This is a genomic window from Flammeovirga sp. MY04, assembly GCF_001682195.2.
In the GTDB taxonomy this organism is placed as follows: domain Bacteria; phylum Bacteroidota; class Bacteroidia; order Cytophagales; family Flammeovirgaceae; genus Flammeovirga; species Flammeovirga yaeyamensis.
Map to the genome: position 1 here is coordinate 3,683,482 of NZ_CP003560.2, position 15,850 is coordinate 3,699,331.

Sequence of the window (15,850 nt, forward strand, 5' to 3'; positions counted from 1 at the left end):
AAAAACAACTTCTTTTATATGAACGATGTTTGGTATCAATTCATTCAAAACCTACAGCAATATATTTGGTGGTGGATCGGTTCAATATCTATAATTCTCATATTATTATGGGTTTACATCTACTTTCCTTTCAATAGAAAAAAGAAAGTATTTAGCCATGAGCAGTTAGGTGATTTATTTCAAGAGTTGAAAGACTCTCAGGATAGTGTTAAAGATGTCTTTAACAGTTACCAAGAAATAATCGAAGACAAAAATAGGGAACTTCAGGAATATGACGAAAAAATATTACAAAGAGAGAATAAATTACTCTTAATTTCTGACCTTCCAGATGAAGTAGAAGTTGAAATCCAGCTCAGAGATAGAAAACATAATCAGAAAATGCTTTTAATAGGAATGTTCCTTGGAGGAATTCTTGGTGCAACACTATTATGGACATTCATTCATTGGGAACGTGTGCTTCAATATATTCTTTAGTGTTTCCTACAATTAACTAACATTACAATGTCGAAAAAAACAATCATTGTCTCTAACAGACTTCCAGTTACGGTAAGCAGAAATGCAGACAAAGGAATTACATTCAAACCAAGTTCGGGAGGGTTAGCCACAGGCTTAAGTACTACTTATAAGCAAGGTGGAAATTTATGGATCGGCTGGCCTGGCACCTCAGATCACGACCAAGCAGAAAAAGACCATATTACAAATGAACTTAAAAAAGACAATATGGCCCCAGTCTTCCTTACTAGCGAAGACGTTAATAAATTCTATGAAGGATACTCTAACAAGACACTTTGGCCATTATTCCATTACTTTACAGAGTATGCGACCTATGAAATGGACCTTTGGGAGTCTTATATTCATGTAAACGAATTATTTAGAGATGCTATTTTGGAAGTAGCAGAGCCAGAAGATAAAATTTGGGTACACGATTACCAACTTCTTTTATTACCGGGCATGTTAAGAGAAGCACTTCCAAATGCAACCATCGGTTTCTTCCAACATATCCCATTCCCTTCTTATGAGATCTTCCGTTTACTTCCTTGGAGACAAGAAACTTTAGAAGGCGTATTAGGTGCTGACCTTATCGGTTTCCATACTTACGACGACATGCGACACTTTTTAAGTTCTGTCAATAGAATCGTAGGTTACGATAGCTCTTTAGGTCATATTAAAGTAAAAAATAGATTGGTTTCTGTTGATGCCTTCCCAATGGGTATCGATTACGACAAATTCGAGTCAGCAGCCGATTCTGAAAAAACGAAACAAAAAGTAATTGCTTACGGCGATTTACTAAGTAAAAATAAATCGATTTTATCCATTGACCGACTGGATTACAGTAAAGGTATTAAGCACCGTTTGATCGCATTTGATAAATTTTTATCCAAATATCCGGAATACCAAGGTCAGGTTTCTTTGATTTTGCTTGTGGTTCCATCAAGAGATAAGGTGGACCAATATCAGCATCTAAAAGAAGAAATTGATACACTCGTAGGTAAAGTAAACGGTAAATACAGTCGTATGAATTGGTCTCCGATTCATTACTTCTACCGTTCATTCAGCTTCGAAGGATTATCCGCTTTATACAAAGCCTCTTCAGTAGCCTTAGTAACACCTCTAAGAGACGGCATGAACCTAGTTTGTAAGGAATTCGTGGCAAGTAAGACAGACCAACAAGGTGTACTTATTCTTAGTGAGATGGCAGGTGCTGCAAAAGAGCTTTCAGAAGCTATCCTGATTAACCCTAATGATGAAAATCAGATTGTAGAAGCTCTTTATACTTCTTTGACAATGCCTGAAGAAGAGCAAAGAAGTAGAATGAAAGAAATGCAAAAGAAAGTAAGAAGATACAATGTACATCGTTGGGTAGAAATATTTATGAATCAACTTGATAATATAATAGAAAGACAAACCGCAATGAATATGCGTTTACTATCAGAAAAGTCAAGAGCTAAAATGCTCCAAAAATATACAGATGGACAAAAGCGTATTATTTTCTTAGACTACGATGGAACACTTAAAGGATTTGCTGCAGATCCTCAATCTGTTTCTCCTGATCAAGAATTAAGAGACATCATGTTTAATCTTACTGCTGATCCTAAAAACAGAGTGGTTATAATCAGTGGTCGTGATAAAGAAACATTAGAAACATGGTTTGCCGACTTTAAGGTAGATATCATTGCAGAACACGGTATTTGGTTAAGAAGCGGTGACGAACCATTCCAAATGATCGACAACTTAAATTCTGATTGGAAAGGCAAGATCAATGGAATTCTTGATCGTTATGTAGACCGTACTCCTGGATCGTTTGTAGAAGAAAAAGCTTATTCTGTGGCTTGGCATTACCGTAAAGCAGATGCTGACTTTGGAGATTTAAGAGCGAGAGAGTTAGTAGGTAACTTAAACTACTTGATTTCGAACATGAACCTGCAAGTAATGCACGGTAACAAAGTAGTAGAGGTGAAAAACCAAGATGTTAACAAAGGAAAGGCAGCACTTAAATTCTTATCTGAAGATAAATATGACATTGTACTTGCCATAGGTGATGATGTGACTGATGAAGACACTTTCCGTGCGATGCCTAAAAAAGCATACACTATTAAAGTTGGTATGAGTGCTTCTGAGGCGAGATACAACTTGAAAACAGTTGCTGATGTTAGGGAGTTGTTGACCGAGTTTACTAAAATTAAGTAGAAAGTAGCAATTGCTTCTTCAGAAGCTTATCTAAATAATATAGAAAAATAGAACGGCCAGTTATCCTTGGATAGCTGACCGTTTTTTTATTCATTCCTTTTATCAGTAGTAAATCTTAAAACCGTAGATACTGATAATTTTCGATACTTTATTTATGAATAGTTATAATCAAATTGGTTGACCTCAAATAAAAGGGCACATCCCCATAGACGCACCCTTTTGCACTTTTCTAAGATTAGAAAAGCATATTTCAGATGAATAGATCTTTATTTCCTAAAAAAAGGAAAATAAAGTTAATTAAAATTGAATTCCATAACCTTAATGGCGTACTGCCGTTAAGCTATATGAAAGCAATCTTAAAAGATTCAGATGAATAGATGAAGAGGAAAAGAGGAGTGATTGCTTGTACAGTCGTTAATTAAATGTCAGAGGAATAGACTGAAGAGACTGTTTACAAATAGATACGAAAAAAATATTTTTACTTAAAATTTCTAATAACTAGTATGTGTTAGTGAATACGTTAGTAAAAATAATAAGATATAAGTTTAGCGAAATGAACAGATTGAAGAGGAGTTGGAGTAACCCTTTGCCTAATAGGCGAAGGGTTCTTTGTTTCTTCAACCTTGATGTTTCAAAGTAACGACTAAAATTTTACTATTCCAAGAATAGATAACAAAAATTAGTAAATAAATATAAATTTAATGTTTAACTATAATCAATTTTAACATCTTTAGATACCGCATGGCTAATACATGTTAAGACATAGCCTTCATTTTTCTCTGATTGAGACAGTGCTACGGAGTCTCCCATTTCTACTTTTCCAGATACACACTTGCCCTTACATGCAGTACATACACCATTCTGACAAGAATAAGGTATATCTAGCCCAGCATCCAAACCTGCGTCTAAAATACTTACTCCTGCTTTAGCTTCTACTTGGTGTTCTTCTCCATCAACAACTAACGTAATCATTTCATCACCCAGATCGACATTTACCGATTCTGCATTGTCTACCGGAACAAAACTTTCTTTATATACTTTAGATGCTGGCACTTTAAATCTTTTCAAAGCACTTTCCACACTTGTCATCATTCCTTCAGGCCCACAAAGGAAATGTTCCGAATTATCTAATGTTAAACGGTTCAATACATTTACCGCCATTACATCATCAATTCTTCCTTTAAATCCTCCCCATTCAGGAGAAGGCTGACTCAATACATGAATGATCTCCAGTCGTCCCTCAAACTTTGATTTCAATTCATTCAAATGTTCATTAAAAATGATGCTGTCCTCATTTCTGTTTCCATAAATAAGGTACACATTAGAGTTTTTCTCAAAGAATAGAATACTTTTCAACATAGAGAACAACGGGGATATACCTGACCCTGCCGCCCAAAGAAATATATTTCTAGTTTTGGAATTATCTGCTTCCAAAACGAATGTTCCCATTGCATCACTGATTTCCAGACTATCTCCTGCCTTTACTGTATCGTTTAAATAATTAGATACTAAACCTCCTTCCACTCTTTTAATGGTGATATCCAAAGTGGCATCTAAGTGAGGTGCTGATGATACAGAGTAAGAACGTATCGTCTTCTTACTATCAATATCGTTATATACCGAGATAAACTGTCCAGCCGTAAACTGAACTTTTTTGAATAATGGTTGCTTTAATTTTATGGTAACAGCATCTGATGTCTCTTTAACAACATCTTTTACTTTAAGGGTGTACTTGTTCATTTTTATTAAATTTTCTCACTATTTAGGTTCGTATAATATTGCCGACCTTTCTAGTGAATTAATGTAGGGATCCGTGGCAGAATAAATTATTCTGTACCCAAGATTTTTTCTCCCAAAAAATACTATTTTAACATCTACCAGATCATCTTCATCTATGTCGATATCTGATTTCAACTTTTTTATATTAGAGTAATTATAATCGTCAGTTAAACTTGCTTTTGCATCAAAAGTATACGCTCTACGCCCAGCAAAAACAGTGTATTTACCGTTACTCACCAATTTTGATCTTTCATAAAATCCTTGACCAAATTCAGCAAAATCACCAGCTCCACTCCATTCTATGGATTTATCCATATCATAAACATCAAAGTAAGAGTAAGTTGTTTTATAACGATACAATAAACCTTTTTCAACTAACTTTTTATCAATTTCCACCTCATTAAACGTAACATCTCTTTCCGAAGAAAACATCACACCGATGTTATCAAATGAGTAGGTTTTAAGGTTACTCACTTTTTTTTCTTCTTCGGTTAAATCAACCTCAGTAGCATCAACAGATGCTTCTTCTGCCTCAACTTCCTCTTCAGTCAAGCTTTCTTCTTCAGATAACTCTTTGTGTTCTACTTTTGTTGTTGCTTTTTGGAGAGTTGGCTCCGGACGAGCTTCTACTTTTTGGGGTAACAACTCTTCTTTTTTTACTGTTTCTTCAGTATCATCAAACCATCCTTCAAATCCATCGAATATAGAATCGTCTTTTTCGACTTCATTTTGGTTTTCACTTTTATTACACGATCCCAACATCAGAAATAGTGAAACAACGCAGAATAAAAATTTTAATTTCATCAGATATATGAAGATTGGTGTTTGTTTGGAAAATTAAGAGTGTACTTCTTCGTCACCTCAAAGTTCTAAGATCTAATCAAAAAACTCAATGTATCTAGTTAAAAAGTAATGATAAATCTTTGAATTTGATAACTATTTAGCTTTCTCATACAATTATACTCCTTTTTTCAAATGCTTTTTCTTTTAAAACCAGAACAATCCATCATTTCTTTTTCTTCGTATTCAGGTTTTTAGTAATTTACTTTCGCTAACTATTCTACTGCAAAACATGACGATTCGACAAGCTCCATTCTTTTGGATAAATATCTTTTTTATACTCGGTATTCTGATTGCTGAACAATGTACTACCAATCATCTCAACAATTGGAGTGTAGTAAGCATTGGACTATGGAGTCTATTTTTGCTGCTCTTCTATATCAGAAAGTATTTCTCTGCTGTCCTACTTCTATCCTTTCTTTTTTTAAATGTTATTATGATCGGATTTATCAGTGATAAACATCAAAAAGTAGCTATAGAAAGTGATACTTTTTTAGTGAAAGTCTTAAAGGTGAAGTTATCAAAGAATCATTATATCGAAGGGGAAATACTTCATTCAGATCAATTTTATTCCCCAAAAGCCTATTTCTACCTACCTAAAGATTATTTGATACACACCGACGATCAACTGTATGTAAAAGGTAGTCTTGAAGTCATATCAAAACCCAAAAATTATCACCGGGCAAGAGGGATATTTTATAAATTAAAGGCTGATCAATACTGTTTACATGCCCAAAAAGATCTGAATTCTTGGGTATCAAAATATAGAGAATTAGTACAAAACACCTTCAGTTCCTCTTCTCAAGGTATTGCAATGGCTCTTTTTTGTGGAGATAAAAGTTTTTTAAGCACCTCTACGAAAGATATTTTCTATAAAAGTGGGAGTATGCACCTATTGGCTTTATCGGGAATGCATATCGGAATATTGGTGGTACTACTTCACTCATTATTATTCTGGTTTCGATGGATGCCCAAGAAATACCATATTATTAGATGGATGCTTACATGTATTGGTGTCTTCATATACTGTATGTTCGTTCAAGAAAGTGCTTCTATCTACAGAGCTTCCTTGATGTTGTATCTCAGTGCTATTTCATTACAGGTCAGAAATAAAATAAACCCCATTAACGTTATCTCTTTCACCTCTTTTGTGCTGTTACTGCAATCCCCTTATTTACTATTTTCCTTAAGTTTCCAGCTCTCATTTTTAGCCGTATTTAGTTTGTGCTTATTTCCTTATTGGTCGATGATCGATAAATGGAATTGGGTATATAAAACTGTATTTTCACTTTTCTTGATGGGAATATTGGCCAATTTATTCACCTTTCCTATCGTTGTTCATCACTTTAATTACTTTGCAGTTTGGGGAATGATCTCGGGCATCTTATCTGGAATTCTTATTACAGTGATGGTATATGTTGGAGGGCTTTGTTTATTGTTTTCTCAAATTATCGACCTCACCTTACTATTTGATAAACTCTTTGAACTCCTGCTATGGTGGCTAGAAATATTTAATCGTTTACCTCAAATTTCTTCTATTCAATTATCCTCTGTCCTAGCGTATGGATTAGTCGTTTGTTTGATTTGTTTTACTTACGGTTTTTATCAAAAAGACCGGACTTGGAATAAAATAGGACTGTTCTTTGGCTTGTGTTTTCTCTCCTATCATTTTTTCCTATTTGATAATTCATGAAAAATTTAAGTCCAATTATCTTTCTATCTCAAAACTATGATTAAAAATCTGATCATTAACTTCAATTTTGATTGTTAATTTACTTCATCATATCATTAATAAGTTTAATTTTGTGACTTCATCAAATTTTTTGAGACTTTGACATTAATTAAATCAATTTCCGGTATCCGAGGAACTATTGGTGGTTCCGCTGAAGATTCTTTGAATCCAGTAGATGCGTCACGTTTTTCTGCCGCTTATGCAAAATGGATTCTTGCTAACGCTGAAGGAAGCAACAACAAAGTTGTTTTGGGTAGAGATGCCCGTGTTTCTGGCGGGTGGTTATCTCAGATTGTATCGGGAACTTTACAAGCAATGGGTGTAGATGTGCTTGATTTAGGTTTATCTACAACACCTACTGTTGAACTTGCTGTTGAAATGGAAAATGCTGCTGGCGGTATTATCTTAACAGCGAGTCATAACCCTGCCAACTGGAATGCCCTAAAACTATTAAATTCAAAAGGTGAGTTTATCTCTGCTGACGCTATGAAAGAAATTCTTGACGATGCTGAAGCAGGTAACTACGAGTTTGTTGACTACAAAAAAACTGGTACAGTAACAGAAGACGATACGTATATTGACAAACATATCGAAAAAATTCTAGCACTTGACCTAGTAGATGTAGAAGCAATTAAATCGAAAAAGTTTAGAGTGGTCATCGACTGCGTAAACTCAACTGGTGGTATTGCTGTTCCAAAACTTTTGAATGCCTTAGGAGTAGATCATACAGAAGAATTATTCTGTGAGCCAAATGGTCGATTCCCTCATAACCCTGAGCCGCTTCCTGAGCACATCAGTGAGTTATGTAGAACACTAGAAAACGGAAACTACCACTTGGGTATTATTGTAGATCCAGATGTAGACCGTTTAGCTTTAGTAACTGAAGACGGTACTCCTTACGGTGAGGAATATACTTTAGTAACTGTGGCTGACTACGTTTTAGGCAAAACTGTAGGTAACACAGTCTCTAACATGTCTTCTACAAGAGCATTGAGAGATGTTACTGAAAAACATGGTGGTGAATATACTGCTGCTGCTGTTGGTGAGGTAAACGTGGTAAAAATGATGAAAGATACCAATGCTATTATTGGTGGTGAAGGTAACGGAGGTGTGATTCTTCCTGAACTTCATTACGGTAGAGATGCATTAGTGGGTATCGCATTGTTCTTGTCTAAGTTAGCTACTTTTGAAGGTTCGGCGAACATGCTTCGTGCTTCATACCCTAGCTACCATATCTCTAAGAATAAAATCGAATTAACTCCAGAAATTGATGTTGATTTGATTCTTGAGAAAATGCAAGAGCGTTATGCTAATCAACCTGTCAATACTTTAGATGGTGTTAAAATTGAGTTCGGTAAAGAATGGGTACACTTGAGAAAATCCAACACTGAACCAATTATCCGTATATATTCTGAATCTGAGACTGAAAGAACTGCTGAACATTTGGCACAGAAAATCATTTCGGATATCAAGGAAATTCTACAATCGAATAACGAAGTAGAAGAAGAAGCTTAATAAAAGAGTTAAATTACTGATAATCAAACTGATTTAACTTCAAAAGTATCCTAATATAACTTAAAGAGACGGGCAATCGTGAATAGGTTGTCCGTTTTTTTAAATAACTTTGCAGTCCGAAAAGGATTGTGATTACAACTACACACAACCAATTCAAATCATTTTATAACACACTATGAGCATTTACTTAGATAGCGCTGCTAGCACAGCCTTAGACCCTCAAGTAAAAGAGGCAATGATCTCGTCTATGGATGCCGTTTTTGGTAATCCTTCTTCAACACACGCACACGGTAGAGCATCAAAAGCTGAATTAGAAAAAGCAAGAAAGATGATCGCTCAAAACATCAATGCCCTTCCTTCTGAAATCATTTTCACTTCTGGAGGTACAGAAACTGACAATGCCGCTATCAAAGGTCTTGTGCATGCTTATGGCCTTAAAAGAATTATTACATCTAAACTAGAACATCATGCGGTGCTTCATATCACTGAACACTTAGCAAAAGAAAACAATATCGAGTTAATCTACTTGGATTGTGACAATAAAGGTGTTTTAGATTTAGATCAACTAGAACAACTTCTTTCTGAAAAAGGAGAAGAAACACTAGTAACTTTAATGCACTGCAACAACGAAATCGGTAATATCTTAGATATTAAAAGAGTAGGCGATTTATGTAAAGAAGCAGGTGCCTATTTCCACTCGGATACTGTACAAAGTGTGGGTCACTTTCCTGTAGACGTAAAAGAAATTCACGTTCATACTTTAGCAGGTGCTGCACATAAATTCCATGGACCTAAAGGTGCTGGCTTTATGTACATCAAAAAAGGCACTAAAATGCCTGCACTTATCGAAGGTGGTGGACAAGAAAGAGAAGTAAGATCGGGTACTGAAAATGTTTGGGGTATTGTTGGTCTTGCCAAAGCATTAGAAATCGCTACTGAAGAGATGGATGCACACACTTTGCATATCAAAGAAGTAAAGCAGCACATGATCGATCTTTTAAAAGAACATATCGACGGTGTTGAATTTAACGGTATGAGTGCTGATCTTGATAACAGTTTATACACTGTATTAAACGTTAGCTTCCCTCCTTCTCCAAAAAACAATATGCTATTGTTCGCTTTAGACTTACAAGGTGTTTCTGTTTCTGGCGGATCTGCTTGTTCTTCTGGAGCATCAGTGGGATCTCATGTTATCGCTGGGATTGGCGGATCAGCAGATAGAACATCTGTTCGTTTCTCTTTCTCTAAATACAACGAGAAAGCAGAGATTGATACTGTGGTTGGTAAGCTGAAAGAGATTTTGGGGCTTGTGGAAGCCTAGATTAGGTAGTAAGTAGCAGGTAGTAGGTAGCAGGTTTTCTGAGTTTACGCTCGTTTTTAGGAACTAAGGAACTAAGCTAATGGCTTTGTTAGAATAGACCTATTACTTTACCAATTATATTTATAAATGAAAACGGTCAGTTAATTTAGTTAACTGACCGTTTTTTTATGATCTATTTTTAGAGTAAAAATCAAACCTGCTATCTGCTACTTGCTACCTACTACCTACCCTGCTTTTTTCGATTGCTTCTTCATAAACGTCTACATAAAGCGGACACACCTTCTCAATAGAGAATTGTTGTGCTTGCTTTAATGCGTTTTCTTTGAAATAAGGTAAGTTTTTATCATCAAGGATATGAAGTGCGTTTTGTGCCATATCATCTACATCTCCAACTTCAGACATCATACCTGTTAAGCCATGAATGTTTACTTCTGGAATACCTCCAGCATTTGATGAAACAACTGGTACTTGGCAAGCCATTGCTTCTAAAGCGGCTAGACCAAATGATTCCTTTTCTGATGGCATCAAATATAAATCAGCTACCGATAGGATTTCTTCAACTTCGGCTATTTTTCCGAGGAAACGGACATCAGCACATGTACGAAGTTCTGCACATTTTTCTTCCAATTTAGCTCTTTCAGGACCATCACCAACCATCAGAAGTTTACAAGGAATTTTCTCTCTTACTCTCTTGAATACTTCTAAAGCATCACCTGCTCTTTTCACTTCTCTCATGTTGGAAACGTGAACTAATAGCTTTTCTCCGGAAGGACAAATAGCTGTTTTGAAGTGATCTTTTTTGTGCTTTGTAAATCTGCTTAAATCAACAAAGTTGGGAACTACCTTGATATCCGTAGTTAAATCAAAGATATCATAGGTTTCTTCCTTTAGACTTTCAGATACGGAAGTAACACAATCCGACTCATCAATAGAGAAAGACACTACAGGCTCGAAAGTTTCATCTTTACCTACCAATGTAACATCTGTACCATGTAGAGTGGTTACGATCGGCATGTTGATTCCTTTTTTTGCTAGAATCTGCTTTGCTGTATAAGCTGCAGAAGCATGAGGAATGGCATAGTGAGCGTGTAAAACATCTAATTTTTCTGCTTGAGCTACCTCTACCATTTTACTTGTTAAAGCAAGTTCGTAGGGTGGATATTTAAAGAGCGGATACGTTCTAATATCTACTTTGTGATAAAAAATATTTTCATCAAAAAAGTTTAATCGAGTGGGTTGCTCATAAGTGATAAAATGAACTTCGTGTCCTAACTTAGAAGCCAAACACTTTCCCAATTCTGTTGCTATCACCCCACTACCGCCGTAGGTAGGATAACAAATAATGCCGATTTTCACAGGTTAATACGTTTAATGGTGCAATTAGGCTAAAACTTCGTTGTAAGAGATGCCCATGTGTGAAGCAGTATATACTACTTTACCATTTTCTAAAACAATTACTTGAGGAGATTGGTGTTCTACTCCAAATTTTTCTGCAATTGCATTCGAAATTGGTCTATACTGAATAAGATCTAAATAATATGGAGTAACGTTATTATCCTCTTCCCAAGATCTTTCTAATCTATTCAATGCCATTGAACTAATCGAGCATCTTGTAGAATGTTTTAATATCATAACTCTATGTTGATGAGACTCTTCTACTATCTGATCTAGTTGATCTAACTCGTTTAATGTTTTCCAGTTCATTGTACTTTTCAAAGTTCGTTTAAACAACATTCGCAATGTACTCAAATTTTTATAGAATATCATATCTATTCAACATTTGATCATGCACCATAAAAACCGCTAATCTGCAATTTTTGTTTTAAATCATCAAATTCTTGGGTTTATCTAATTTATTTTCAAATTTATGACTTTAAACTTCTACTAATTATTTGTTTTGAGATACTGAATTTATCTCAGACTATTTTTCAATTTAATGTTACTCTTAGTATGAAACTAACTACACTATTATTCTTACTTCTTCCGTCATTTCTATTTGCACAAGAGTTGGTATCCGAATTAAACGGATTTAAACTGGGACAATACAAAATCACAACAAAAAATGAATATGGAAAGCCTTACGATGTCACCAATTTTGAAGATGGTTTTGTAGCCGAAGTGTTCTTCTTGAATACTGATCAATCCGCTTACACAATTTTTGAATATTCTAATTGGGATAAGAATAGCATTTGGTCAATACAAGTATATGGGACTGATCCAAATTTGGGTACTTTCTTTAAAGGTATTCATTTAGGAATGAAAAAAGCTGACTTATTGGCTAAAGTAGGTCAACCTACCAGCTACAAAAATGTGGGTGAATATGGGGAAATGCTCATTTATGAAAATACAAACTACTCCTTTGAAGTAAACACCCAAGGAGTACTTTCCTCCATTAAAATAATTGATACCACTTTAGAAAATTCTACAGAAGACTCTGAACCTACATCATTTGATATTTTAGCAAGGAAACTCACTTCAAAAAATAAAAATGAGGTAGCTTCTGTACTTTCCCCCTCCTTAGAAATTTATAAATATCAACAGATTCTATTCTTCAAAAACTCTTGGGAAAAGGAGGTTAAAAATGATAACAGTGAGATTTTTAAAACCATCAAAAAAATCTCTAAAAAGCTGAGAAAAGTAGATCAGAACAAAGAGGAGGAATTCATCTCTAGTCTGAGAGTTTTTTCAGAATACCCCCAAACTATGTTTGTTATTAAATTACCCAAACACAAGTACATCAATGAAATCGTTTTGAGAAATGAACTTGGAGAATATAAGGTTTATGAGATAAAGTTAAAGTCGGCTGATGTTAAAGAGAAAAAGCCAAAAGGGACTTATTTATAAATCAATAAAAAATCACGTATCATGGGTTCAAGAGTAAAAACCTTGACTCATGATACAAGATAAATGGACTCTTTTAGTCTACATTCTTATGTAACCCTTTCTCTCTCAATTTACGTTTCTCCGCCATCTCTTCTTGCTTTTTCTTCTCCCACATCTGCTCCCTCACCTGCCATTGTTTTACAGCCACTCGTTCTATCACCTCATCCAATACTTTATTGGTCAATTCTGTCACAAGTTGAGAATCCTCTGATTTATCTTTAGTAAATAAAACACCTTCTATCACTTGATAAACCACTTCTCTAAGCACTTCTTCATTTTTAGCAGATGATAAGTCTTTCAGGATATCGTTAACCACTGTGTTGACAATATCAGAAATAGCTCCCTCGAGTCTTCCTGCTGCATAGTTTCCAACTACAGGAATCAATTTGATATCGTTAATTTCTTGATTCTCCTTTACAGCATCCTCTATGAGTACATCTACATATTGCTTAAGATCATCTTCTCTATCCTTGTGCACTTTTCTCACCACATTCATCACTTTAGAGGAAGCAAGACGTGAAATATTATCTTGATAGGGCTTGACGACATCATTTAAAAATTTATTGTTACCGTATTCCCCTGTATTGACTTCATCTTTTACTCCTTCTAATACATTAATCACCACCGCATCCGAAATTTCTTCTACCACAATTTCTTTAATGTGAAGAATGGTTCTGTAAATACTTAAATTTTCGAGGTTGATGACTTCCTGACTGTGCCATCTAAATAACATGGCAAAAATTCTAAGCAAACGGAAAAAGTGCATTCCAGGAAAACTACCTATCAAATCGTAAAAATGGATAAAGGGATAGAAATACCATTTCGCATACGTCTTTAATTTTGTGGCTTCCCACCAAGAGAATAAAAACTCCAACAAATAGAAACACATAAATGTAACCTCTATTATATAGAAGTTCTCGAATACATAATCTTGATATAATAACGTAGGATAGGGTAAAATATAAAACAAAGCATCTCTAACAATTTCTGTTTCAAAGAGTGAGTTAAAGACCATCCACAAAAGGTTAAAAATGATGATATTCAACATAATGATGTCGCGTACCAACCTTTTGTATTCTTGCTTGTCTAATTTATCGTAATTAAAATGCTGTTTTATATTCAGAAAAATGTTCATCTCAGAGTCTTTGATATTATCTAGCAAAATACCAATAAATACTGACTCTTCTGAAAATAGATTATTAAGAATCTATAATTTGATGCTACTTATTCAACCACTCCTTAAACTTACTCACCTTATCTGCAGGAACAAATAACTCCGAGGGCGTTTCCGGCTGAGTAAATATTCTCAGTTTCGTCTTTGAATACCACGTGACATTATCAATAGCATTGATGTGAACAATGTACTTTCTATTGACTCTAAAAAATTGTTTAGGGTTGATTTTTTGCTCAATCTGATCCATAGTATAATTCACATCATACATTTTTCCATCTTTCACTTGAATGAAAACGGCTTTACTTTCGGCAAAAATATAGGCGATATCTTCTACTTTGATTGATCTAAGTTCATCTCTATAACTCACCATAAATCGCTCTTTGTATTCTTGATGCATCTGTTGAGCAACGATTTGCCCCAGCATATCATAATCGATTTTGTTCGATTCCTGTTTATTCGAATATTGCTTTTTAAACTTCTCTATACTTCCGTCTAATTCTGCAAAACTGATGGGTTTTAATAAGTAATCTACACTGTTTTGCTTAAACGCTTTAATAGCGTATTGATCAAATGCTGTGGTAAAAATAATGGGTGTATCCACTTGCATCTGCTCAAAGATTTCAAAGCTGTTGCCATCCGATAAATGAATATCCATAAAGATGAGCTGTACTTCTTCACCCGATTCGAAAAATTCGATACACTCTTCGATGGATTCTAAAGCGGCTACTACTTCAAAATCATCTTCCAATTTCCCTAAAAGCATTTTGAGTTTTCTTGCACTTGGTGCCTCGTCTTCTACAATCAGAACTTTATACATATTTATTGATTTATCAGTGGTAACTCTGCTATATATTGATCCTCTTTAACTCCAAAACGTGGGGTGAGATCAGAAATTAATTTATACTTTTCTGTCAGATTTTTGAGGCCTGTATGAGTGGATTCTATTTCTTTAGCATCTCTTAATTGATAGTTATTCGACACGATTATCTGATCATTTTCCTGATAAACACGGATCTCTAAAGGGTTTCTTTTTGATATTTGATTGTGCTTAATCGCATTCTCAATCAATACTTGAAGCGACAATGGAGGAATTAATTTTTCGGGAATATCGTTATCCAATTCATTTTTGATGATCAACCCTTCTTCAAAACGAATCTTTAAGAGGAATAAATAGGCGTCGATAAAATCAAGTTCTTGTTCGACAGGTACTAGAACATCCTCACTAATGGTAAGTACATAGCGATATACTTTGGCAAATTCTTGAATAAATTGATCCGACTTTTCGATATCCTCATAAATTAAAGAAGATAAAACACTCAAATTATTAAATAGAAAATGATTGTCTAATTGATTCTTTAAAGCAGAATATTTCGTTTGCAATTGAGCTTTCTCCATCCTTTCAAGGTTCAGCTCTAATTCGTTTCTTTCGTTAATTACCTCAATAGCTTCAATCGCTACTACAAATAATATGTTTTCGATGAGAGGAAGGGCAAACATTCCCTCGACGGGTGCATCAAATTCTTTGAGAGCAATAAAACGCTGCACAAAAGTATCGCTGCCAAAAGCATAGTGCATAAACCACATAATCAATGATGTCATCCCTAAAACCAAAAGAAAATCAACCAATCCCCTCAGTAGTAAATTCTTCTTCCATGGAAGGATTTTATTCAGCTTTTCTATAGCAAAATAGTAGGTGAATACTGCCAATGTGGAGAAAAATAGAATCATAGGAAGCATCTCCGTAAGAAAATGCCTGATTTTATTTTCAGATATATAGCCACTAATCGCCAATGTCGACATTGGGATAAGTATGATACAAAAAACTGTTAGTGGCAGGAAAAAGAGCCACATTAAATTCTTTTTCTTTTTCATATACATCAAATATAAGCAATAGCACTTAGAGCCTAATTGTCTAAGT

At 34.8% G+C, this 15,850-nt stretch carries 13 protein-coding genes; 6 read left to right on the forward strand and 7 right to left on the reverse strand.

Annotation, left to right across the window (positions count from 1 at the left end; translation table 11 throughout):
- Positions 1-18 precede the first annotated feature (18 nt).
- Both MY04_RS14760 and MY04_RS14765 read left to right on the forward strand, forming a co-directional pair.
- On the forward strand, positions 19-474 hold the full coding sequence (locus MY04_RS14760; protein ID WP_066210770.1) for a hypothetical protein: 456 nt from the start codon (positions 19-21) through the stop codon (positions 472-474).
- 27 nt (positions 475-501) lie between these two features.
- Positions 502-2,688, forward strand: a complete 2,187-nt coding sequence (locus tag MY04_RS14765; protein ID WP_066210772.1) for a bifunctional alpha,alpha-trehalose-phosphate synthase (UDP-forming)/trehalose-phosphatase — start codon at positions 502-504, stop codon at positions 2,686-2,688.
- A 705-nt stretch (positions 2,689-3,393) separates the two neighbouring features.
- On the opposite strand, the gene MY04_RS14770 is transcribed toward MY04_RS14765, so the two are convergent.
- Together MY04_RS14770 and MY04_RS14775 are read right to left on the reverse strand one after the other, a co-directional pair.
- Entirely contained in the window at positions 3,394-4,428 is a 1,035-nt protein-coding gene (locus MY04_RS14770; RefSeq protein ID WP_066210774.1) for a ferredoxin--NADP reductase, read from the reverse strand.
- Positions 4,429-4,446: 18 nt separating this feature from the next.
- Entirely contained in the window at positions 4,447-5,271 is an 825-nt protein-coding gene (locus tag MY04_RS14775; RefSeq protein WP_158297715.1) for a hypothetical protein, read from the reverse strand.
- A 268-nt stretch (positions 5,272-5,539) separates the two neighbouring features.
- On the opposite strand from MY04_RS14775, the gene MY04_RS14780 reads away from it, so the two are divergent.
- The 3 genes from MY04_RS14780 (at position 5,540) to MY04_RS14790 (ending at position 9,875) form a co-directional block, all read left to right on the forward strand.
- Positions 5,540-7,000 (forward strand): ComEC/Rec2 family competence protein, encoded by a 1,461-nt coding sequence (locus tag MY04_RS14780; RefSeq protein WP_066210778.1) that lies wholly within the window; start codon positions 5,540-5,542, stop codon positions 6,998-7,000.
- 138 nt (positions 7,001-7,138) lie between these two features.
- The gene (gene glmM / locus MY04_RS14785; RefSeq protein WP_066210779.1) at positions 7,139-8,554 is read left to right on the forward strand and encodes a phosphoglucosamine mutase; all 1,416 of its coding nucleotides are present in this window, start codon (positions 7,139-7,141) and stop codon (positions 8,552-8,554) included.
- A 175-nt stretch (positions 8,555-8,729) separates the two neighbouring features.
- Positions 8,730-9,875 (forward strand): cysteine desulfurase family protein, encoded by a 1,146-nt coding sequence (locus MY04_RS14790; protein ID WP_066210781.1) that lies wholly within the window; start codon positions 8,730-8,732, stop codon positions 9,873-9,875.
- A 213-nt stretch (positions 9,876-10,088) separates the two neighbouring features.
- Here the strand turns inward: MY04_RS14790 and bshA are convergent, their stop codons facing one another.
- Both bshA and ytxJ read right to left on the reverse strand, forming a co-directional pair.
- Positions 10,089-11,231 carry an N-acetyl-alpha-D-glucosaminyl L-malate synthase BshA gene (gene bshA / locus MY04_RS14795; RefSeq protein WP_066210782.1) on the reverse strand — a complete coding sequence of 381 codons (1,143 nt, stop codon included), beginning with the start codon at positions 11,229-11,231 and terminating at the stop codon, positions 10,089-10,091.
- A gap of 24 nt (positions 11,232-11,255) precedes the next feature.
- Positions 11,256-11,579: a bacillithiol system redox-active protein YtxJ gene (ytxJ, locus tag MY04_RS14800; RefSeq protein ID WP_066213341.1), complete on the reverse strand. Its 324-nt coding sequence runs from the start codon at positions 11,577-11,579 to the stop codon at positions 11,256-11,258.
- Between the two features lie 246 nt (positions 11,580-11,825).
- Here ytxJ and MY04_RS14805 point away from each other — a divergent pair, with 246 nt between their 5' ends.
- Complete coding sequence (locus tag MY04_RS14805; protein WP_066210785.1) at positions 11,826-12,719, forward strand: hypothetical protein; 894 nt, start codon at positions 11,826-11,828, stop codon at positions 12,717-12,719.
- 73 nt (positions 12,720-12,792) lie between these two features.
- Here the strand turns inward: MY04_RS14805 and MY04_RS14810 are convergent, their stop codons facing one another.
- From MY04_RS14810 to MY04_RS14820, 3 genes are all read right to left on the reverse strand, one after another.
- A complete protein-coding gene (locus MY04_RS14810; protein ID WP_066210787.1) occupies positions 12,793-13,893 on the reverse strand; it encodes a hypothetical protein in 1,101 nt (366 codons plus the stop codon).
- Between the two features lie 85 nt (positions 13,894-13,978).
- Positions 13,979-14,749, reverse strand: coding sequence for a LytR/AlgR family response regulator transcription factor (locus MY04_RS14815; RefSeq protein ID WP_066210788.1), 771 nt, complete (start codon positions 14,747-14,749; stop codon positions 13,979-13,981).
- A gap of 2 nt (positions 14,750-14,751) precedes the next feature.
- Positions 14,752-15,804, reverse strand: coding sequence for a sensor histidine kinase (locus MY04_RS14820; protein ID WP_158297716.1), 1,053 nt, complete (start codon positions 15,802-15,804; stop codon positions 14,752-14,754).
- Positions 15,805-15,850: the final 46 nt, after the last annotated feature.

Coding starts and splice junctions, on each gene's coding strand:
- MY04_RS14760 (WP_066210770.1), top strand. CDS start 19: ATGAACGATGTTTGGTATCAATTCATTCAAAACCTACAGCAATATATT.
- MY04_RS14765 (WP_066210772.1), top strand. CDS start 502: ATGTCGAAAAAAACAATCATTGTCTCTAACAGACTTCCAGTTACGGTA.
- MY04_RS14770 (WP_066210774.1), bottom strand. CDS start 4,428: ATGAACAAGTACACCCTTAAAGTAAAAGATGTTGTTAAAGAGACATCA.
- MY04_RS14775 (WP_158297715.1), bottom strand. CDS start 5,271: ATGAAATTAAAATTTTTATTCTGCGTTGTTTCACTATTTCTGATGTTG.
- MY04_RS14780 (WP_066210778.1), top strand. CDS start 5,540: ATGACGATTCGACAAGCTCCATTCTTTTGGATAAATATCTTTTTTATA.
- MY04_RS14790 (WP_066210781.1), top strand. CDS start 8,730: ATGAGCATTTACTTAGATAGCGCTGCTAGCACAGCCTTAGACCCTCAA.
- ytxJ (WP_066213341.1), bottom strand. CDS start 11,579: ATGAACTGGAAAACATTAAACGAGTTAGATCAACTAGATCAGATAGTA.
- MY04_RS14805 (WP_066210785.1), top strand. CDS start 11,826: ATGAAACTAACTACACTATTATTCTTACTTCTTCCGTCATTTCTATTT.
- MY04_RS14810 (WP_066210787.1), bottom strand. CDS start 13,893: ATGAACATTTTTCTGAATATAAAACAGCATTTTAATTACGATAAATTA.
- MY04_RS14815 (WP_066210788.1), bottom strand. CDS start 14,749: ATGTATAAAGTTCTGATTGTAGAAGACGAGGCACCAAGTGCAAGAAAA.
- MY04_RS14820 (WP_158297716.1), bottom strand. CDS start 15,804: ATGAAAAAGAAAAAGAATTTAATGTGGCTCTTTTTCCTGCCACTAACA.